Source organism: Pragia fontium DSM 5563 = ATCC 49100 (assembly GCF_900112475.1).
Lineage (GTDB): Bacteria > Pseudomonadota > Gammaproteobacteria > Enterobacterales > Enterobacteriaceae > Pragia > Pragia fontium.
The window spans coordinates 1-19,896 of the sequence record NZ_FOLW01000007.1 but is presented as its reverse complement, the minus strand read 5'-3'; the positions used below and the strand labels follow the sequence as shown (position 1 = coordinate 19,896).

The following is a 19,896-nucleotide window of genomic DNA, read 5'->3' as shown; positions in this document are numbered from 1 at the left end:
CATTATATGAAGAGGTGGGACAAAATGTCGCTTAATGTGCTAACAGCGCTTGTATTAATCGACTGCCGAAATAGCCCATCGTCAGTAAAAATGCCCCACTCAAGCTGAACCAAACGACTTTGCGTCCCCGCCAGCCTTTACTATGATGGCCCCATAGCAAAACTAAATAAATTAGCCAGGCCATGACCGACAGCGTTGTTTTATGCAGATTATCTTTGTCCAGTAGGTTATCCAGATAAAATATGCCGGTCGTCAACGTTAGCGTTAAAAGAATGACACCAACCTGAGTAATATGGAACATTTTTCGCTCAATGGATAGCAGTGGTGGCATATCCGGACTGAAGCGTAATTTTTTATTTTTTAGTTGATAATCAATCCAGGCAATCTGAATAGCATAAAGAGCAGCGATAATCAGCGTGGCGTAGGAGAATAATGCCAACACAATATGAATCAGCAGAGTAGGGCTGTCTTCCAGATGGGTAATAAATTCCCACGGGCTAAAGCTAGATAACGCAAGATTAATGATTGAGAAACTGTAAACGATAGGTAACAGAATCCAACCGCGATCTTTTGAGGCAACAAACGTCATGATCGCGCTAATCAGCAAACTGGTACCGGAAGCGATATTCAATAAACTCAGGTTTTGACCATTGTCGACGTCAAAAATACGCTGTTGCAGCGAGATTCCATGAAAAACAAGCGCGAATAAAGCCGAGATCAACGTCCAGTGACGATGAAGACCTTTTTTTCTGAGCAGGCTGGGAATAATTAAGCCAAGACTGGTCAGGTACGCTATCAGTGATAATATGGCAAAAACAGGCATAATCATTAATGTTGACATAAACCATGGAAAAAGTTTCCTCAGTATAGCGTTAGTGGCGTTTCCCTCCAACAATTCTCACTAACTATCGATAACTAACCTGAGTATTGTTCGTGTTATACTCGCTAAAATTTTTACCGCTATCGCGGATCATCATAACGTTGGGCATAAGACGATGTTTGAAAACTTAACCGATAGACTATCGCGCACGCTGCGCAACATCAGTGGTCGTGGGCGACTGACTGAAGATAATATTAAAGATACCTTGCGTGAAGTGCGCATGGCATTGCTGGAAGCTGACGTTGCTTTACCGGTTGTTCGTGACTTTATTAATCGTGTCAAAGAGAGTGCGGTAGGGCATGAAGTTAATAAAAGTCTGACGCCGGGACAAGAGTTCGTCAAAATTGTTCGCGATGAGTTGGTAGCGGCAATGGGGGAAGAGAATAACAGTCTCAACCTGGCCGCTCAGCCACCAGCGATTATTTTGATGGCGGGTTTACAAGGGGCGGGTAAAACCACCAGCGTTGCGAAACTGGCCAAATTCTTAAAAGAAAAACAGAAGAAAAAAGTCTTGGTTGTTTCTGCTGACGTCTATCGCCCGGCGGCGATTAGGCAATTAGAAACGCTGGCGGAAGCCATTTCTGTTGATTTCTGTCCATCAGATGCACAGGAAAAACCGGTTGATATCGTTAACCGTGCATTGCAACAGGCTAAACTGAAGTTTTATGACGTTCTGATTGTCGATACCGCTGGTCGTTTGCACGTTGACGAAGCGATGATGGACGAGATTAAGCAGGTGCATGCCGCATTAAATCCGGTGGAGACCCTGTTTGTTGTTGATGCCATGACCGGTCAGGATGCGGCAAATACCGCTAAAGCCTTTAACGAGGCGTTACCATTGACGGGGGTTGTACTAACCAAAGTTGACGGTGATGCTCGTGGTGGTGCTGCATTATCCATTCGTCATATTACCGGTAAGCCGATTAAATTCTTAGGTATTGGTGAAAAGACTGAAGCGTTAGAACCTTTCCATCCGGATCGTATTGCTTCGCGTATTCTCGGTATGGGAGATATGCTCTCCCTGATTGAAGATATTGAGAGCAAGGTCGATCGCGCCCAAGCGGAAAAGCTGGCTAACAAGCTGAAGAAGGGTGATGGCTTTGACCTGACCGACTTCCTCGACCAGTTAAAGCAGATGCGTAATATGGGCGGAATGGCCAGTATGATGAGTAAGTTACCTGGTGCTGGGCAGATCCCTGATAACGTCAAGGCACAGATGGATGATAAGGTGCTGGTGCGTATGGAGGCGATTATCAACTCCATGAGTTTCAAAGAACGTGCTAACCCAGAAATCATCAAAGGTTCACGTAAACGCCGTATTGCTGCGGGCTCTGGTATGCAGGTGCAAGATGTTAACCGCCTGCTAAAACAGTTTGACGATATGCAGCGTATGATGAAGAAAATGAAAAAGGGCGGCATGGCGAAAATGTTGCGCGGTATGAAAGGTATGATGCCTCCGGGTATGATGCGTTAATTATCCATTATTGTTGTCTGTTAAATAAGGAAGATGTTGATAGCTGTTCTTGGCCTGTCACATCTTCCTTTAGTTTAACTGTACCGTGGTCATTGCTTCCTAACATTCCATAATCCCTATTTAGACATGCTGTGATATCTGCTTTAATTAAAAAGCAGATATTAATAACCTTGAGCGCAGAGTGACACCGATGAAAATTGATTTGAGCAAAATGGTAACTGAAAGCCGTAATCAGGCCAGTGAAGATATTGATCGGCTCTCTACGGTTGACATGCTTAGGGTTATTAATGATGAAGATAAAAAAGTAGCCTTAGCGGTAGAGAAAGAAATTAACGCTATTGCAGAGGCGGTTGATGTTATCAGTCAGGCTTTTATCCACGGCGGGCGTTTAATCTACTGTGGTGCTGGAACATCCGGGCGTTTAGGCATTTTAGACGCCAGTGAATGCCCACCAACGTATGGTACTCCGCCGGAGCAGGTCATTGGCCTGATTGCTGGTGGTCATCAGGCTATTTTTAAAGCGGTAGAAAATGCAGAGGATAGTCTGGAGTTGGGCATTCAGGATTTAAAGATGATTGGTTTCAGCGAGCGAGACGTTTTAGTGGGTATCGCAGCCAGTGGTAGAACACCTTACGTTATTTCGGCGATGGAATATGCTAAATCGCTGGGTGCCAAGGTTATGAGTGTGAGTTGTAATCCACAAAGTCCGATCGCTCAGTTGGCCGATATTGCCATTACGCCTATCGTCGGTAGCGAAGTGATTACCGGCTCATCCCGGATGAAAGCGGGAACGGCACAAAAGCTGGTGCTCAATATGCTGACTACTGGCTCAATGATTAAAATTGGCAAAGTGTATGGCAATTTGATGGTTGATGTAGAAGCGACGAATGCCAAGCTGGTGGAAAGACAAAAGAATATAGTGATGCAGGCTACTGAATGTAGTCGAGAAGAGGCAGAAAATGCGCTTTCCCAATGCCAGCGCCACTGTAAAACTGCCATTGTAATGGTATTAACTGGCATGAGTGCAGAACAAGCAAAGCAGGCTTTACAGAGCAGTAAAGGATTTATTAGAGAAGCGATAGCGTCCAACAATTAAGTTAACGTTATTGGGAATCTTCTGGTAGTCGTCATAGCTTCCTTAATAATCGGGCTGGATTACCGGCATAGATGCCTTTTTCAGTAATGGATTTAACTACCACACTACCGGCACCAATCACTGTCCCACTACATATTTTTTCGGCAAGAATGGTAGATCCGCTGCCAATGGAAACATTATCTTCAATAATAATGTGTAGCCAGTCTGAAGCGTCGGGATTAGGCGCTCCCTGAGTGAAAAGATCGTTAGCGAAAGTCACGTTATGGCCAATAAAGCAGTTTTCACCAATGTTGACATTCTCACAGATGAAGGTGTGTGATTGAACGCGGGATTGGCGACCGACTACGCAGTTTTTTTGAATTTCAACAAAGGGGCCGATAAAAACGTCGTCCCCTAAAGTACATCCGTAGATATTAACGGGTGAATAAATAACGACGTTTTTGCCAACCTGTGTATCAGTGATGCCGGATTCTTTAAGTTTCATTCATTATGCTCCGGTCTGTTGTATAGACAGAGGATAAACTTGATGGATTACTCTGGTTATTCAAAAGAGTATCAATGGCTTTCCACATAACTGATAATTTATAAACCGCTATGTTTTTAATTATATAATTTTAGACAGGCTGATAACATTGAGTAAGTTGCCAATCTTTTGTAGTCGTTTCTCGACTTTAGCCGCAGCTCCATCTAATGAGTAGCCATCTTCAATTAACTCCTGAATTAACAGAATTTTTTTTACATTAGCTAAATCAAATTGACGTGAACTTGCTTCAGGATCAACCGACTGGATAATCCCCTTTTCTTGCCAATATCTTAATTTCCTGGTTGGAACCCCAGTCATTTCGGACACTTCACTAATACCAACAATCACATTGCTTAAAAAATCACAGTAAGCCTGTTCTAAGTCTTCAGATTTTTTGTTGTTCATGGCTATTTATTACCTGTATGAATCCTGACTCATTTCATCTTATCGCTAAAGTCGTTATCCATCAAAGAAAGATAGATAAACAATATCATTGCTTTATTTCTTCAATAATTGTAGTTTAACGACAATTATTGTTGTGTTAATTCATTTTGGGGAGTGTAAGGGAATGATAAGGTTGTCTCGTGACTTATGTTCACTATGTTTTTTTCCAATAGCTGCTTTATGTATCGTCACTCAGCTATATCTCTTGTTGCCCGTAACATTACTGCTTAGTCGTATTATGGGGGTTAACGAGCAGCAGATTGGGCTGCTTACTTCAGCTTTTATTTTGTTCTATGCCGTTGGCATGTTGATTTGGGGCCCCATTTCAGATCGTTTTGGGCGCAAACGAATCATGTTGATTACCATGGTAGTATTAACCTCACTAACTTTTGCCATTGCTCTGAATGACCATTTTCTTTCTGTGCTCATAATGCGGGCATTTCAGGGTTTCTTTGCAGCGGCTTTTCCTCCGGTCGCATTAGCTTGGATGAGTGAGAATCTTCAGATTAGAAATAAGCTGCGTGGTATTGCATTGATGAGCAGTGCTTTTTTATTATCCGGCATTATCGGTCAGTGGTTTGGTGAAGCGACGATTATTGATGGATTATTTTGGCCAATGTTAATACTTGGTATTTGCTATGGGCTGTCATTCTTGGCTATTTCATTGCTAAAAGATCGGCATACGATTAGTCAGCATACGGGCGTTTTAACGATTATCTCTTCAGTACTTCCCACTCTATTTTCTCATGCGTTACGTAAAGCTTATGCGGCATCATTTTTCATATTGGCCAGTCTAGTTAGTTTTTATATTTATTTAACTCAAGAACCCGCTTTTGCGACTTCTTTAGCAACCATTAACTTGGATCCAGCGGGTCTAAGGTTGATGGCAATTCCCTGTATGTTGATGCCTTTGTTGGTGACAAGGTTTATCACAAAGTATGGGCCAGAAAGAACCATAGCTTATGCATTAATAGCTGCGGGAATATCGTTATTTGGCCAGTATCTTTTTGCCCTGATTCCGATTTGGTTCGTAGTGGTTTTTCATTTGATATTTGTGGCTGCGATTAGCACCGCTATTCCCGGAGTGATTGGCTTAATAAGTCAACGCTCTCTGCCTGAAGTTCGCGGGCTTGCGGTTTCTTTATATACATTCATTTTATTTTTTGGCGTAAGCCTGGGAAATTCGCTTTCTTTACAATATGGAGGAGAGATTATGGTGCCTGTTTTAAGTTTTACACTCACTGGATTAGGTCTCTGGATATATGGCATGACCGCTAAAAAGAGCATATCAGTTTCACTACTGGCATTGTTTTCGTTGGTTATGTATTCAGTTTCACCGGTTAAAGCAAATGGATTAAGTAAGGTTGAAGTGATGATGATGAATGTTGACAGTTATAAACAGCGCTTGGCTCTATCTGAGCTGGATTACCAAATATTGTTCACCATTGATGGGTTAATGGATAAACAACCGATTACTTTAAGTAGATATCAGCCTCAAACGAGTGACTCTATTCGCTATGGTTATGCTCAGGTTTCTTTTGTTCTTGATACAGAAGGGCGCCTTAAAGGTTTTGCTCGTATGAGTCCACAATTGGCGGTGGGGCAGCAAGTAAGCAAGGAGAATGCCGAAACTATCGCCAGAGATTTTTTGGCTGAATATGCCGCAGACTTGCTTCCTGTCATGGATGTTCAATGGGTAGCGCCTCACGATGAAGTAGTGTTAGATACGGATGGCAAGAAAATAACCTTAACGGGCATGAAAGTGAAATCCAGAAATCGGGATAACGGCCTCTATTTTTGGGTAATTGTAGCGCCAGATAGTAGCGTTATGGTATTTGAACGAGACATTAACTGGGATTTCATTAGAGCTGGACGTCAAACGGAAAAGTGGTTACACGATAGCTGGTTAAAAAAGCAAAAATGGTAAAACAGGAAGGTAATATTGAGCAGCTTTAATTAAACGGTAAAGTTTTTAATGGGTTTATTGTGCTGTTAACGTTGCTTATGATTTAAATGTTATATAGAAAAACTGCACATAAAATATTAGAAGCCTTAGGCTATTTTTATGTGCAGTTTTTACTTAGTTTGAGACTTCAAATATGACGAGGATCATAACCTAACGATTAACTCTGCCAGTAGCGCAGAACGTTTGGCTAAGTCGTCAATGATAATATGTTCATATTCTGCGTGTGGACCTGCGCCAGTACTGCCTAAGCCATCCAGCGTTGGAATGCCCAAGGCTGCGGTAAAGTTCCCGTCACTACCGCCTCCAACAGAGGCTTCACTAATATCAAAGCCAAGGGCTTTTGCTGCTTCTTGCGCTTTGGCGAACAGTTCTCCAGAAGCTTGATTACGTTCCATCGGTGGACGAACCATTCCTCCGGTGACGGTCAGTTGGATACCGTCAAGTTTGGCAACAGAGCCATAGATAGCATGATGAATTCTTTCTGCTTCATCCAAACGAGTAACCCGCACGTCGATACAGAGGTTAGCCTCTTCTGCCACAACGTTAATTACGCTGCCTCCGCTGGCAACGTCGACGTTAACCGTGGTGCCATTATGTGGCGCATTGAGAGAATGTAGATATTGAATCTGATAAGACATCTCTTGAATCGCGCTAATACCGTCTTCCGGATTATTGCCCGCGTGGGCAGCTTTACCTTTGATATGAACATAAAAACGTCCGGTACCCTTGCGACCAGTTTTTAAGGCACCGTTTCCGGCGGTTGCCGGCTCTACCACCAAAACCTGTTGATAATTTGGAGCCTGTTGTTCAATGATGGCGCGTGAGCTTGGACTACCCAACTCCTCATCGGCATTACATAAGAAGTCAATTTGGCGATCGCCAAGCTGGTTTAGTTTTTTTAATGCTTTCACTGCCCAGATAGCTTGAATCAGTCCACCTTTCATATCCAGAACGCCCGGGCCAAACAGTTTTCCGTCTTCCTGACGTAAGGTTAAGCGCCCGATATCCCAAACCGTATCGAAGTGCCCTAAAATCAGAATCTTTTGCGAGCCGTTACCGATATGAAATGCCAAATGGTTGCCATATTGGGTTTGTGGAAAGGTTTCTGCGGTAACGCCTAAATGCGCTATAAACAGCTTTTGTAACACCTGACCGCAGGCATCAACTGCATTTTTGTTATGGGAAGGCGATTCTGCGTTGGCCAGTTGTTCCAGATCGGACAAGATACTGTTCTGATGTTGGGATAGGTAAGAAAGGATAGCTGACATAATGATAACCTTATTTTTATCATGGAGTCCGAGTATAACGTTAGTTTCAGAGCGAAATAAAATCCTTTTAACCACCCTTTGAGCCCGAGTTCGATAGCGTTTTTACATCAGGTTATGTTTCTTGAACGGGTTAGCAGTCGACAATAGAAAGGGTGAATTTCAAAATTCCGGTTGTTTTTTAAACGAAACGGTGAGTCAGGTCGGGTAAACGGCTATTAGATTTTATTTAATAAAAAAACTAAATGTGCCAAAAAGTAATATAGCGACGCTATCAATTGAATTTATATGGTAAGTTAGCTGGGTTATTAGCCATGCCAAGTTTATTTTGGTTCTCTTTTGGGATTGAATCATTAATATCAGGCGCTTTAGGTTGCTTTTTGCGCCAAAATGAGTAAACTTTTCGGGCTTTTTATATTGCACCAGACCCCGTTCCTCGATGGGGTCTGCGTGTTTTATTAACTAATGAGGATGTTATGGTAACAATTCGTTTAGCTCGTGGCGGCGCAAAAAAGCGTCCGTTTTATCAAGTTGTTGTGACCGACAGTCGTAATGCACGTGACGGTCGCTTCATCGAACGCGTAGGCTTCTTCAACCCGATCGCTTCTGGTCAGGCTGAGCGTCTGCGTTTAGATCTGGACCGTATCAATCATTGGACTGGTCTGGGTGCAACCGTTTCTGATCGCGTTGCTGCGCTGATCAAAGACGCAAACAAAGCTGCATAATTTGTCTGGGTGTCTGCTATGAGCAAGCTACTAAATCCGATAGTTCTTGGGAAACTGGGTTCTACATATGGCATTCGGGGTTGGCTCAGAGTGTTCTCATCCACCGAGCAGTCTGAAAGTATTTTCGATTATCAGCCGTGGTATATCCAGCGGGCTGGTGAATGGCGCGTTATCGAGTTAGAAAGCTGGAAACGCCACAATCAGGATCTGATCATCAAGCTGAAAGGCGTTGACGATCGGGACGTTGCCAATGGATTAACCAATTGCGAAATTGCCGTTGATTCACAACAACTGCCGACCCTGGAAGAAGGGGATTACTACTGGAAAGACCTTATGGGTTGTAAAGTGGTAACCACTTCAGGTTATGAACTGGGTAAAGTCACCGATATGATGGAGACCGGTTCTAACGATGTTCTGGTGGTTAGGGCTAACCTGAAAGATGCTTTTGGTGCGAAGGAGCGTTTAATCCCGTTCCTGGATGGACAAGTTATCAAGAAAGTAGATCTCGCTGCTCAATCGATTGAGGTTGATTGGGATCCTGGTTTCTAACTCCGTATTCGGCGTATTAAGCGTCGGGCGGTAGTAGCAAATGGAACGTGAAGTATGTGGATTGGTGTCATTAGCCTGTTCCCCGAAATGTTCCGCGCGATTACTGATCATGGGGTAACCGGCCGAGCAGTAAAAAATGGCCTGCTGAGTGTAAATTGTTGGAGTCCTCGTGACTTCACATACGATCGACACCGTACCGTAGACGATCGCCCATATGGCGGTGGACCTGGTATGTTGATGATGGTTCAGCCCTTACGGGATGCAATACACGCAGCAAAAGCAGCGGCAGGCGAAGGGGCGAAGGTGATTTATCTCTCGCCACAGGGACGCAAACTAGACCAACAAGGGGTTTGCGAACTGGCAACCAGTCAGAAGTTGATTCTGATTTGTGGTCGGTATGAAGGCGTGGATGAGCGCGTAATCCAAACCGAAGTCGATGAAGAATGGTCTATCGGTGATTATGTGCTTAGCGGCGGCGAACTTCCCGCAATGACGTTGATTGATTCCGTCTCTCGTTTTATTCCGGGGGTATTGGGACATCAAATGTCGGCTGAGGAAGACTCGTTTGCTGACGGTCTGTTGGACTGTCCGCACTATACTCGCCCTGAGGTGTTAGATGGCATGGATGTACCGGCAGTATTACTTTCGGGCAACCATGAGCATATTCGTCTTTGGCGCATGAAACAGTCGTTGGGTCGCACCTGGCTTAGAAGACCTGAGCTTCTAAAAAGCCTAGCTCTGACTGATGAGCAAGCAATGTTGCTTAAACAGTTCCAACAGGAACATAAGCAGCAAGACTAATAAGGGAAGGGTAACCGTTCCCGCAGTTTCAGTTTACCTAGGGTAAGAGAGAAATTATGAGCAACATTATTAAGCAAATTGAACAAGAACAGATGAAGAAAGACGTCCCATCATTCCGTCCAGGTGATACTCTGGAAGTGAAAGTATGGGTTGTTGAAGGTACTAAAAAGCGTCTGCAGGCATTCGAGGGCGTGGTTATCGCGATTCGTAACCGCGGTCTGCACTCAGCATTCACTGTTCGTAAGATTTCTAACGGCGAAGGCGTAGAGCGTGTATTCCAAACTCACTCACCGGTCATTGACAGCATTTCTGTTAAGCGTCGTGGTGCCGTTCGTCAAGCTAAACTGTACTATCTGCGTGAGCGTGCCGGTAAGTCTGCTCGTATCAAAGAGCGTCTTGGCAGCAAAGCTTAAGCAACATCCGAAAGCGATTAGTTATACGAAGGGCTTAGCAATGCTAAGCCCTTTTTTTATAGCTGGATTTCATTGTTTATGTTGTATTACACCCAGCCTTTGGCACGGAATTCATTCAGTACGCTAACGAAAGTGGTCATCTCTTCCGGCGTACCCAGCGTCAGGCGATTCCAGCCTACTGCTGGAGGGAATTCTCGACCGACAAACACATGATATTCTTTCATTCTATCTTGATAGACTTTTACCTCGCCCGGCACTTTATGGAATATAAAGTTTGCCTGTGAAGGTAAGTACTCCAATCCCAGCTTATCCAGCGCGTTGGTCACAATTTTGCGCGATGTCTCAACCGATGTGCGACTGATGGTCAGGAAGGTTTTATCTTCCAGTGATGCCAATGCAGCTACTGCACTTGCAGTATTGGTATTATCCAAAGAAACAAATGCTTCGACTTGAGAAATAATATCGGGATGGGCAACCGCATAGCCAATGCGCAGTCCGGCCAAGGCATAAATTTTGGAGAAAGTGCGGGTGACCACAACGTTTTTAAATTCTTGCTTGATCAGTTCAATGCCGCTGCGGAAGTGAGAATCGGTAACAAACTCGGCATAGGCTTCATCCAGCAAGAAAAGCGTGCGTTCAGAAGCGGCTTTGATCCATGGCTCAATTTTTTCAGCTGGCGTAATTGTCGCGGTTGGGTTATTTGGGTTGCATAAATAAATGATGGATACCCCAGGGAATTCGTCAGCACACTTTTTCATCGCATCAATATCGAAAGCCAGCTTGTCGTTTAGCGGGACTTTGATGACGGCTACGCCCAGTGCTTTGGCGTAGAGTTCGGCATAGTTAAACGTTGGATCCGGTACAATAACCTGAATTTTCTGGCCGGCTTTCTGAGCCTGATAAATGGCCATCTGAACTACAGCCTGAATAGATTCTGAAGAACCATTACCTAATGAGATATTTTGCGCTTTTAGCTTATGACTTTCGGCTATCTTCTCAATAAGTTGTTCTCTGGCTGCATCCGGATAGCGAAAAGCTTGTGGCAATGCATGAACGATGGCCTGCTGTGCTTTAGACGACATGCCGAGGGAGTTTTCATTGAAGTTAAGCAATAACGGCTGTTGCTTGGTTGGAATAGGTAAAACGCTGGCAATGCTGTTAGCCGTTTGAGTATTTTGGCTAGCTCTGGCTACACCAGAAGCCAGATTACCAAGTGTCAGACCGCCCAAAAGCCAACCTGATGATTTTAAAAGTGTCCGCCGATCCATAAGTATCTCTCTTTATAATGAATTTTTATTCAATTGAAATGGCTCAATTGAATAAATTAGCGAGTTTCATGAATAATGTAAATATTGGCAGATTAAATTTATTAGAGGTGAAGAAGAGATAACATGAAAAGGGAGAGCAGAAGTGAAGAGAACAATCGCTATGCTTATGCATAGCGATTGTGAGTGATACAGGAAAAGCAACTATGCTTTAATATCGTTGGTTTCGATAATCTTTTTGACCTTATCAGCCTGCGCTGGCAGTTGTAACTGACGATAAGCGTTTTCCATTAACGGTAATGCTTTACGAGTTGCTCGTGAGTCAGGATAATCACGCAGCATTTGCTCTACGCGATTAACTACTGCAACAAAAGCGCCGCGCTTAGTGTAATATTGCGCTACGGAAAGTTCATAGTCAGCCAAACGATTGTGTAAGAACACTAAACGTTTTTGGGCGTCTGCGGCATATGCGCTTTGTGGAAAGTTTTGCACTAACTGAGTAAAGTCGCGGAATGCTACGCGGGCATGCTGTGGATCGCGGTCAGAACGGTCAATACCAAAAAAGTTTTGTATGGTATTACCATCAAAGGCCATATCGGTTATGCCACGCATATACATCACGTAATCGATGTTAGGATGCGTTGGATTTAAACGAGAGAAACGATCGATAGTTGCCTGTGCCAATGGTAGATCATCAGCTTTATAGTAAGCGTAGATGAGATCCAGTTGCACTTGTTGCGAATAAGGGCCGAACGGATATCGGTTATCCAGCGCTTCCAGTTGGGTAATTGCTGCGCGGAAGTTACCGCTTTGAAGTTTTTCTTGCGCGGTTGCATACATTTCCGATGGCGGATTATCGGGGATAGTGTCCGATGAGCAACCTGCCAACGTCAGGCTTAATATGGCAGAGGCTACTAAATATTTCATACGCATCATGACGTTTTGCTTATCCTCAGAGTGTTGTTCGGGAAGCTATCCATTCAGCTTCCGATGAGTACCAGTTACAATAGCATAGTATTTTAAACGGCATTGCCGCTAAAACCCAACTTAAAACTTAAGAAGTTATTTTATGTCACAGCAAGTACAACTCACAGCAACGGTTGCCGAGTCGCAACTCGGTCAACGATTAGATCAGGCTTTGGCCGAAATGTTCCCTGATTATTCACGTTCTCGTATAAAAGAATGGATATTAGAGGAGCGCGTGTCGGTAAACGGTCAAATAATCTCCAAACCTAAAGAAAAGGTGCTAGGGGGTGAGTGTATATCAATTGATGCACTGATCGAAGAAGAACTACGCTGGGAAGCTCAAGATATTGCATTAAATATTGTTTATGAAGATGACGACATTATCGTTATTAATAAGCCCAGAGACTTTGTGGTGCATCCCGGTGCTGGTAATCCAGACGGTACGGTATTGAATGCGTTGCTACATCATTATCCACAGATTGCCGATGTGCCACGTGCGGGTATTGTTCACCGATTGGATAAAGATACCACTGGATTAATGGTGGCTGCGAAGACCGTTCCAGCCCAAACACGTTTAGTGGAAGCGCTTCAGGCAAGGGAAATAACTCGGGAATATGAAGCGGTAGCCATTGGTACGATGGCCGGTGGGGGAACCGTTGACGCAGCGATTGCTCGTCATCCAACCAAGCGGACGCATATGTCGGTTTATCCGATGGGCAAACCAGCGGTAACCCATTATCGTATTATGGAGCACTTCCGCGCCCATACCCGTTTACGTTTACGTTTGGAAACTGGGCGGACTCACCAAATTCGTGTGCATATGGCACATATTAGCCACCCATTAGTTGGCGATCAGTTATACGGTGGTCGACCTCGTCCTCCAAAAGGCGCATCTGAAGAATTTATCAAAACATTACGCAGTTTTGACCGCCAGGCATTACATGCCATCATGTTGCGCTTACATCATCCGATATCTGGAGAGCTCATGGAATGGCATGCGCCATTACCTGATGATATGGTACAGCTAATTGCGGCACTACGAGCAGATACTGAAATCTTTAAAGATGAGATGAACTGGTAATGACATCATTAATAACGCCGGAATGGGATTTGCCCGTTGGGGTCAAGTCAGCGAGTACGACACGCCATGGTGGTGTTAGTGCCGCACCTTTTAATACCTTTAATTTAGGGGATCATGTTGGTGACGATGCTGATGCGGTCGCATCTAATCGCCATCGTTTGGTTCAAGAGGTGGGGGTATCCGGCGATATTATATGGCTTGAACAGGTTCATGGTATTGATGTATTAACGCTGAATTCGACTTTGCCCACCTCTCAGCAGGCTGATGCCAGCTACACCAGTACGCCGGGTAAGGTGTGCGCGGTTATGACCGCTGACTGTTTACCGGTACTGTTTTGTTCCGTTGCGGGTAACGAAGTTGCTGCGGCTCATGCCGGATGGCGTGGACTTCAAGCCGGTATTCTCGAACAAACTGTCGGACATTTTAGCGCTGAACCAGAAAACATTATGGCATGGCTGGGGCCAGCTATTGGTCCAGAACAGTTTGAAGTTGGTTCAGAAGTTCGGGATGCTTTTATTAGTGTTGATCCTCAGGCCAAATTGGCCTTTAAAGCCAGGGGCGATAAATATTTAGCTGATATTTATTTGTTGGCTACCCAACGCTTGAATGCATTAGGTGTGCAACATATATATGGTGGAGATTACTGCACGGTAAGCCAACCGGAGTTATTTTTCTCTTATCGCCGAGAGCAACAAACCGGCAGAATGGCCAGTTTAATTTGGCTTGACTAGCCTATTAAAGCTAATGAGTTCCTAATTCTGTGAACTAGCTTTAATAATTTATATTGACTTTAGCCTTGAAAAAAGCAATGGCAACCTTCATCTATACTGCATAGCAACATACTAGTCCTATTCCTGGAGGTGTTATGCGTTTGGATCGTCTTACCAGCAAATTTCAGCTCGCTCTGGCTGATGCACAATCATTGGCGCTGGGTCGAGATAATCAATTTATAGAACCTATTCACTTAATGAGTGCCTTGTTAACTCAGGAAGGTGGAAGCATTGCTCCACTGCTGACTTCAGCTGGCGTTAATGTTAATCGCCTGCGCGGTGACCTGAATGATGCATTGAGTCGTGCTCCACAGGTGGAAGGTGCTGGCGGTGATGTTCAGCCGTCTAATGAATTAGTCCGTATTTTAAACCTGTGTGACAAACTGGCTCAAAAACGTAGCGATAAGTTTATTTCTTCTGAACTGTTTATTCTTGCTGCGTTGCAGGAGCGAGGCCAGTTAGCCGATCTGCTTAAGAAAGCCGGTGCAACTGAAGATCAGATGACGAAAGCCGTCGACCAATTAAGAGGTGGTGAAAGCGTGGATGATGCCAATGCGGAAGATCAACGTCAGGCGCTGAAAAAATATACTATTGACCTGACTGAGCGGGCTGAACAAGGCAAGCTAGACCCGGTTATCGGTCGTGATGAAGAAATTCGTCGTACTATTCAGGTATTACAACGTCGAACCAAAAATAATCCGGTATTAATTGGTGAGCCTGGCGTAGGTAAAACCGCCATCGTCGAAGGTTTGGCCCAGCGTATTGTTAATGGTGAAGTTCCGGAAGGTCTGAAAAATAAACGGGTACTTTCTCTGGATATGGGGGCTTTGATCGCTGGAGCTAAATATCGCGGAGAGTTTGAAGAGCGTCTGAAAGGTGTACTCAGTGATTTAGCTAAACAGGAAGGCAGCGTCATTCTGTTTATTGATGAATTGCACACCATGGTGGGGGCGGGTAAAGGCGACGGTGCGATGGATGCCGGGAATATGCTGAAGCCTGCGTTGGCACGCGGTGAGTTACACTGCGTTGGTGCAACTACATTGGATGAATATCGCCAGTACATTGAAAAAGATGCGGCGCTGGAACGTCGTTTCCAGAAAGTTTATGTGGCTGAACCAACGGTAGAAGATACCATCGCGATTCTGCGTGGTCTGAAAGAACGTTATGAACTGCACCACCATGTGCAAATTACTGACCCGGCCATTGTCGCGGCGGCAACGTTGTCGCATCGTTATGTTTCCGATCGTCAATTACCGGATAAAGCCATTGACTTGATCGATGAAGCTGCATCCAGCATTCGTATGCAGATGGACTCTAAACCTGAGTCATTAGATCGTTTGGATCGCCGGATTATTCAGTTAAAACTGGAGCAGCAGGCGCTGATGAAAGAGTCTGATGATGCCAGTAAGAAACGTCTGGATATGCTGAACGAAGAGTTAGAGCAAAAAGAGCGCGAATACTCTGAATTAGATGAAGAGTGGAAATCTGAAAAAGCGGCATTGTCAGGAACGCAAACCATTAAGACTGAACTGGAACAGGCGAAAACCTCTCTGGAACAGGCTCGTCGAGTTGGCGATTTAGCGCGTATGTCTGAATTGCAGTACGGTAAAATTCCTGAACTGGAAAAACAGTTGGCATTAGCGATGCAGTCTGAAGGCAAGACTATGAAGCTGCTGCGTAATAAAGTGACGGATGCAGAGATTGCTGAGGTTCTGGCGAAGGCGACAGGTATTCCTGTTGATCGGATGCTGGAAGGGGAGCGTGACAAACTGTTGCGTATGGAGCAACAACTCCATGCCCGAGTGATTGGCCAGAATGAAGCGGTTGAAGCGGTATCTAATGCGATTCGCCGTAGCCGTGCCGGTTTATCAGATCCGAATAGACCAATCGGTTCTTTCCTGTTCCTTGGGCCGACAGGGGTAGGTAAAACTGAGTTAGCTAAGGCATTGGCTAATTTTATGTTTGATAGTGATGATGCGATGGTGCGGATCGATATGTCCGAATTTATGGAGAAACACAGCGTTTCTCGTTTAGTCGGGGCACCTCCGGGATACGTCGGTTATGAAGAAGGTGGATACTTGACCGAAGCCGTGCGCCGTCGGCCATATTCCGTTATTTTGCTGGATGAAGTAGAGAAGGCGCATCCGGATGTCTTTAACATTCTATTGCAAGTGTTGGATGATGGCCGCTTGACTGATGGGCAAGGGCGTACCGTTGATTTCCGTAATACGGTTGTCATTATGACCTCTAACTTAGGTTCCGATATGATTCAGGAGCGTTTTGGTGAGTTAGATTATGGTGAAATGAAAGAGTTAGTGATGAGCGTGGTAAGCCATCACTTCCGTCCGGAATTCATCAACCGTATTGATGAAACGGTGGTCTTCCATCCGTTGGGTGAGAGCATGATTAAATCCATTGCACGCATCCAGCTACAGCGTTTGTATCAGCGTCTGGAAGATCGTGGTTATATGATTACCATGTCTGAAGCCGCGTTAGATTTACTGGCAAAAGAGGGTTACGATCCTGTGTATGGGGCACGTCCATTGAAACGGGCGATCCAACAGGAAATCGAAAATCCATTGGCACAGCAAATTTTATCTGGTCAGCTATTACCTGGCGTGCCGGTAGAGTTGGATGTTGAAAATGATAAGATTGTGGCTAAGCAGTAATTCATAATGTAGTGATAATCAATCGAAAAGGGCGACAGATGTCGCCCTTTTTTATACGAAGAAATTGGCCTAAACGCGCTATTTTTCCGCCATCATTTGCTTTAGCTGTTCCCAATTTAAATCAAAACGTGCCAGATATTTTCTTAATCTATCGGCATCGTTGGGATTTTGTTTCTGTTGGCGGGAAACCGCAAACAGTTTTCTGCCGGCTTCTGATAAGCTAACGCTAGTTTTACATACTTCAATGACTGCTTTTAGTTGGTAGTAATCAAATAAGTCTATTGGCTGTTCTATCTCAGGTAAGGCTATTTCTTTTGTGGTATATCCCCAGCCATCTTGTAGACGTTTTATTTCATCGCACACCACGGTGTCAGTAATTCTTCCTGATTCTGCCAGCGTTGCCATGCGAGTTATTGATGCACCTAGTTCGCGAAAGTTGCCTGACCAGAGAGCGTCGCTTGAGGTGGCAAACGTCAGATATTTACGACGCGACTCGGTATTAAAACGGGTTTGTTCCCCATGTTCTCGGGCAAAGCGTGCTAATTCATAATCCAGATTGGGTTCAATATCTTCACTACGTTGGGCAAGCCCCGGTAATTTATAAGTCCACAAATTGATTCGAGCATACAGGTCTTCACGAAATAAACCTTCACTTACCTGTTTACGCAAGTCCCGATGAGTACCAGCGATAAGTTGGAAGTGGCTCTGTACTTCTTTGTCACTACCGAATGGAAAGAATTTTTTCTCTTCAATGGCTTTCAATAGCATCGCTTGCTCATCCAATCCTAATTCGCCTATTTCATCCAGAAATAGCATTCCTCCATCGGCGGTTCGTAGCAGACCAGAACGATCGGTTTGTGCTCCGGTAAATGAGCCCTTAACATGACCAAACAGAGTGGACATAGCGCTATCGCCGCGCAAAGTAGCGCAGTTAACTTCAACAAATCGGCCATTGATTTGGTGTCTTTCCAGCTTTAGTTCATAAATCCGACGAGCCAGAAAAGATTTACCTGCTCCCGTTGGGCCAATCATCAGAATTGGTGCAGTAGAACGAACGGCTACGCGTTCTATCTCTTCAATTAATTTATTAAAAGTGGCATTTCGAGTCGCAATTCCCGCCTTCAGGTACGACAGAGACTGTTCTTTTATTTGTTGAAACCGGGTTGAAATCTGATCGTAGCGGCTCAAATCCAGATCGATGATGGAATATCCTCCGGCAGGATTGACCGGATTTTCTCCTCTGCCGGACTCTCTATCCGGCATTGTTTGCACCAGTTTAGCCGGAAGATAGCGCGCCTCCGTTAGCAAGAACCAGCATATCTGGACAACGTGAGTACCGGTGGTGATATGCACCAAATATTCTTCATTGTCTGGATCGAAGGGATAGTGCTCGGCAAAATCCAACAGAGTGGTATAGACCTCTTCAATATCCCAAGGATTGTGTAGCGTGATTGGCGTTAGCTTAACTTCGGTTTGTGGTGAGGTTTGTTGAATATCTTCGGCGACTTGCTCAGCCATACCACGATCTCTAGGCTGGTGGAGCAGTTCTAATCTGTCCAGAGGCAAATCTGCTTGCTGACATAAACCGATAGTTGGGCGCCACTTATTCCAGCGATTTTCACGTTTGCCACGTTTATCCAGTACCGTCCCTAATACGCCAATTGCTACTCGCTTCATTCCTTATCCCTGAATATAAATATTATCTGCAAGAATAAGATATCTTACTTTTCTTTCTGCGGCTATAAAGCAAATGATTTGACGGATTTTTATTAAGGTATTTTAAAACAATGGATTACGTGGTTTTTTTCAAGGTTGCAGAAAGTTGGCACGCAATTAGCTATATCTTGTCGGTGAATAGATGAGAATTATTGAAAATATAAGGAGTCGATAATATGGAAAACGGTTTACTGATAACAAAAAGATCGTTGTCGGCTGATGAACATCCTGTTTCTGTGGAAATGAAAAAACGCGTACTGGAAGAACTGACGGAAATTGAACGGAAGTTCGACGTTAAAATTCTTTACGCCTGTGAGTCAGGAAGTCGTGGATGGGGATTTGCATCCACAGACAGCGATTATGACGTACGGTTTATCTATGTTCATAAGCCTGGGTGGTATTTAACGGTGGAACCTGGTCGTGATGTGATTGAAAGACCGTTGGATGATGAGTTAGATATCAGTGGTTGGGAATTGCGTAAAACGCTGGGGTTACTAAAACGGGCTAACCCAACACTACTGGAATGGTTGGACTCTCCCATTGTGTATCGGCAGGATGAAGCGTTTATGACGGTTTTACGCGAGCTGGCCGTTGAGTTCTTTTCTGGATTAAGGGCGAAATATCACTATCTGTCGATGGCCAAAAAGAATTTTCGCGGCTATCTACAGGGAGAAAGCGTCAGGCTGAAAAAATACCTTTATGTATTGCGTCCATTATTAGCGGTTAAATGGATAGAAGAACGATCAACGGTTCCGCCTATGCCATTCTCACTATTGCTGGATATTGTTCATGATAAAGCATTACTGTCCGAAATAGATTATCTGCTTGAGATAAAGAGGAGCCATACAGAATCTCAGTATGGTAGCCGGCTGGCATGTATTCATCATTTTATTGAACAAGAGTTGGACCGGTATGGGTTAAAAGCATTTGATGAATGTGCTGAGGAGTCAAAGCAAGATACGAGTGCGCTGGATACACTTTTGTATCGAGTCGTTATGTTTGAGCATGATAACAAAGCTTTTTAAATGAGGTTTAGTGAATATTCTGCTCGCTATCAATGGCGAGCAGAATATATATCCAATAGGAAAATGCTGGATAGAGCATGTTATCAGGATAGAGTAAAAGTCTATGACAGAGATATAAGGGTAAAATGAAGTTGATAAAAATGGAAAGATCTCTGTAGAAAGAACGTTCACTGATTGAAATTGTTGTCGTAATAGTCAATTTAAGATGTTTTTGTTTAAACAATCAGCAGTCAGTAATTTTTTTGCAATTAGCACTTGCCAGATAAAT

The 19,896-nt window shown here is 44.2% G+C and carries 18 protein-coding genes; 11 read left to right on the top strand and 7 right to left on the bottom strand.

Translation table 11 applies throughout. The annotated features are described in order from the left end of the window. Nucleotides 1-31: 31 nt before the first annotated feature. Nucleotides 32-823, bottom strand: coding sequence for a cytochrome C assembly family protein (locus tag BMZ28_RS11040; protein WP_074823477.1), 792 nt, complete (start codon nt 821-823; stop codon nt 32-34). A gap of 172 nt (nt 824-995) precedes the next feature. Here BMZ28_RS11040 and ffh point away from each other — a divergent pair, with 172 nt between their 5' ends. Together ffh and murQ are read left to right on the top strand one after the other, a co-directional pair. Beyond that, a complete protein-coding gene (gene ffh, locus BMZ28_RS11035) occupies nt 996-2,354 on the top strand; it encodes a signal recognition particle protein (protein WP_047781590.1) in 1,359 nt (452 codons plus the stop codon). Between the two features lie 190 nt (nt 2,355-2,544). Continuing rightward, on the top strand, nt 2,545-3,450 hold the full coding sequence (murQ, locus tag BMZ28_RS11030; RefSeq protein ID WP_074823188.1) for an N-acetylmuramic acid 6-phosphate etherase: 906 nt from the start codon (nt 2,545-2,547) through the stop codon (nt 3,448-3,450). A 31-nt stretch (nt 3,451-3,481) separates the two neighbouring features. Here murQ and BMZ28_RS11025 read toward each other — a convergent pair whose 3' ends face one another. Together BMZ28_RS11025 and BMZ28_RS11020 are read right to left on the bottom strand one after the other, a co-directional pair. Next, nucleotides 3,482-3,934 (bottom strand): acyltransferase, encoded by a 453-nt coding sequence (locus tag BMZ28_RS11025; protein ID WP_074823185.1) that lies wholly within the window; start codon nt 3,932-3,934, stop codon nt 3,482-3,484. 120 nt (nt 3,935-4,054) lie between these two features. Further along, nucleotides 4,055-4,378: a MerR family transcriptional regulator gene (locus tag BMZ28_RS11020; protein WP_074823182.1), complete on the bottom strand. Its 324-nt coding sequence runs from the start codon at nt 4,376-4,378 to the stop codon at nt 4,055-4,057. A gap of 163 nt (nt 4,379-4,541) precedes the next feature. On the opposite strand from BMZ28_RS11020, the gene BMZ28_RS17245 reads away from it, so the two are divergent. Next, complete coding sequence (locus BMZ28_RS17245; RefSeq protein ID WP_083399681.1) at nt 4,542-6,344, top strand: MFS transporter; 1,803 nt, start codon at nt 4,542-4,544, stop codon at nt 6,342-6,344. 182 nt (nt 6,345-6,526) lie between these two features. On the opposite strand, the gene BMZ28_RS11005 is transcribed toward BMZ28_RS17245, so the two are convergent. Continuing rightward, nucleotides 6,527-7,651 (bottom strand): M20 family metallopeptidase, encoded by a 1,125-nt coding sequence (locus BMZ28_RS11005; RefSeq protein ID WP_074823179.1) that lies wholly within the window; start codon nt 7,649-7,651, stop codon nt 6,527-6,529. 473 nt (nt 7,652-8,124) lie between these two features. Between BMZ28_RS11005 and rpsP the strand changes: the two genes are divergently transcribed. Genes rpsP through rplS form a run of 4 tightly spaced genes read left to right on the top strand, consistent with a single transcriptional unit; the run spans nt 8,125 to nt 10,136 of the window. Beyond that, nucleotides 8,125-8,373 (top strand): 30S ribosomal protein S16, encoded by a 249-nt coding sequence (gene rpsP, locus BMZ28_RS10995; RefSeq protein WP_047781585.1) that lies wholly within the window; start codon nt 8,125-8,127, stop codon nt 8,371-8,373. Nucleotides 8,374-8,391: 18 nt separating this feature from the next. Beyond that, nucleotides 8,392-8,922 carry a ribosome maturation factor RimM gene (rimM, locus tag BMZ28_RS10990; RefSeq protein WP_047781584.1) on the top strand — a complete coding sequence of 177 codons (531 nt, stop codon included), beginning with the start codon at nt 8,392-8,394 and terminating at the stop codon, nt 8,920-8,922. A 54-nt stretch (nt 8,923-8,976) separates the two neighbouring features. Next, nucleotides 8,977-9,723, top strand: coding sequence for a tRNA (guanosine(37)-N1)-methyltransferase TrmD (trmD, locus tag BMZ28_RS10985; protein WP_074823175.1), 747 nt, complete (start codon nt 8,977-8,979; stop codon nt 9,721-9,723). A gap of 56 nt (nt 9,724-9,779) precedes the next feature. Next, nucleotides 9,780-10,136 (top strand): 50S ribosomal protein L19, encoded by a 357-nt coding sequence (gene rplS, locus BMZ28_RS10980; protein ID WP_047781582.1) that lies wholly within the window; start codon nt 9,780-9,782, stop codon nt 10,134-10,136. 86 nt (nt 10,137-10,222) lie between these two features. Here the strand turns inward: rplS and BMZ28_RS10975 are convergent, their stop codons facing one another. Both BMZ28_RS10975 and bamD read right to left on the bottom strand, forming a co-directional pair. Then, nucleotides 10,223-11,404, bottom strand: coding sequence for a pyridoxal phosphate-dependent aminotransferase (locus tag BMZ28_RS10975; RefSeq protein ID WP_047781580.1), 1,182 nt, complete (start codon nt 11,402-11,404; stop codon nt 10,223-10,225). A gap of 201 nt (nt 11,405-11,605) precedes the next feature. Further along, entirely contained in the window at nt 11,606-12,337 is a 732-nt protein-coding gene (gene bamD / locus BMZ28_RS10970; protein WP_047781579.1) for an outer membrane protein assembly factor BamD, read from the bottom strand. A 133-nt stretch (nt 12,338-12,470) separates the two neighbouring features. Between bamD and rluD the strand changes: the two genes are divergently transcribed. The 3 genes from rluD (at nt 12,471) to clpB (ending at nt 16,887) form a co-directional block, all read left to right on the top strand. Then, nucleotides 12,471-13,448: a 23S rRNA pseudouridine(1911/1915/1917) synthase RluD gene (rluD, locus tag BMZ28_RS10965; protein ID WP_047781578.1), complete on the top strand. Its 978-nt coding sequence runs from the start codon at nt 12,471-12,473 to the stop codon at nt 13,446-13,448. Continuing rightward, on the top strand, nt 13,448-14,179 hold the full coding sequence (yfiH, locus tag BMZ28_RS10960; RefSeq protein ID WP_074823173.1) for a purine nucleoside phosphorylase YfiH: 732 nt from the start codon (nt 13,448-13,450) through the stop codon (nt 14,177-14,179). The genes rluD and yfiH overlap by 1 nt, the downstream gene beginning before the upstream one ends. 134 nt (nt 14,180-14,313) lie before the next feature. Continuing rightward, the gene (gene clpB, locus BMZ28_RS10955) at nt 14,314-16,887 is read left to right on the top strand and encodes an ATP-dependent chaperone ClpB (RefSeq protein WP_074823169.1); all 2,574 of its coding nucleotides are present in this window, start codon (nt 14,314-14,316) and stop codon (nt 16,885-16,887) included. Nucleotides 16,888-16,965: 78 nt separating this feature from the next. On the opposite strand, the gene rtcR is transcribed toward clpB, so the two are convergent. After that, a complete protein-coding gene (rtcR, locus tag BMZ28_RS10950; RefSeq protein WP_074823166.1) occupies nt 16,966-18,564 on the bottom strand; it encodes an RNA repair transcriptional activator RtcR in 1,599 nt (532 codons plus the stop codon). A gap of 215 nt (nt 18,565-18,779) precedes the next feature. Here rtcR and BMZ28_RS10945 point away from each other — a divergent pair, with 215 nt between their 5' ends. Continuing rightward, a complete protein-coding gene (locus BMZ28_RS10945; RefSeq protein WP_074823163.1) occupies nt 18,780-19,628 on the top strand; it encodes a nucleotidyltransferase domain-containing protein in 849 nt (282 codons plus the stop codon). Nucleotides 19,629-19,896 lie beyond the last annotated feature (268 nt).

Coding starts and splice junctions, on each gene's coding strand:
- BMZ28_RS11040 (WP_074823477.1), bottom strand. CDS start 823: ATGCCTGTTTTTGCCATATTATCACTGATAGCGTACCTGACCAGTCTT.
- ffh (WP_047781590.1), top strand. CDS start 996: ATGTTTGAAAACTTAACCGATAGACTATCGCGCACGCTGCGCAACATC.
- murQ (WP_074823188.1), top strand. CDS start 2,545: ATGAAAATTGATTTGAGCAAAATGGTAACTGAAAGCCGTAATCAGGCC.
- BMZ28_RS11025 (WP_074823185.1), bottom strand. CDS start 3,934: ATGAAACTTAAAGAATCCGGCATCACTGATACACAGGTTGGCAAAAAC.
- BMZ28_RS11020 (WP_074823182.1), bottom strand. CDS start 4,378: ATGAACAACAAAAAATCTGAAGACTTAGAACAGGCTTACTGTGATTTT.
- BMZ28_RS17245 (WP_083399681.1), top strand. CDS start 4,542: ATGATAAGGTTGTCTCGTGACTTATGTTCACTATGTTTTTTTCCAATA.
- BMZ28_RS11005 (WP_074823179.1), bottom strand. CDS start 7,651: ATGTCAGCTATCCTTTCTTACCTATCCCAACATCAGAACAGTATCTTG.
- rpsP (WP_047781585.1), top strand. CDS start 8,125: ATGGTAACAATTCGTTTAGCTCGTGGCGGCGCAAAAAAGCGTCCGTTT.
- rimM (WP_047781584.1), top strand. CDS start 8,392: ATGAGCAAGCTACTAAATCCGATAGTTCTTGGGAAACTGGGTTCTACA.
- trmD (WP_074823175.1), top strand. CDS start 8,977: ATGTGGATTGGTGTCATTAGCCTGTTCCCCGAAATGTTCCGCGCGATT.
- rplS (WP_047781582.1), top strand. CDS start 9,780: ATGAGCAACATTATTAAGCAAATTGAACAAGAACAGATGAAGAAAGAC.
- BMZ28_RS10975 (WP_047781580.1), bottom strand. CDS start 11,404: ATGGATCGGCGGACACTTTTAAAATCATCAGGTTGGCTTTTGGGCGGT.
- bamD (WP_047781579.1), bottom strand. CDS start 12,337: ATGATGCGTATGAAATATTTAGTAGCCTCTGCCATATTAAGCCTGACG.
- rluD (WP_047781578.1), top strand. CDS start 12,471: ATGTCACAGCAAGTACAACTCACAGCAACGGTTGCCGAGTCGCAACTC.
- yfiH (WP_074823173.1), top strand. CDS start 13,448: ATGACATCATTAATAACGCCGGAATGGGATTTGCCCGTTGGGGTCAAG.
- clpB (WP_074823169.1), top strand. CDS start 14,314: ATGCGTTTGGATCGTCTTACCAGCAAATTTCAGCTCGCTCTGGCTGAT.
- rtcR (WP_074823166.1), bottom strand. CDS start 18,564: ATGAAGCGAGTAGCAATTGGCGTATTAGGGACGGTACTGGATAAACGT.
- BMZ28_RS10945 (WP_074823163.1), top strand. CDS start 18,780: ATGGAAAACGGTTTACTGATAACAAAAAGATCGTTGTCGGCTGATGAA.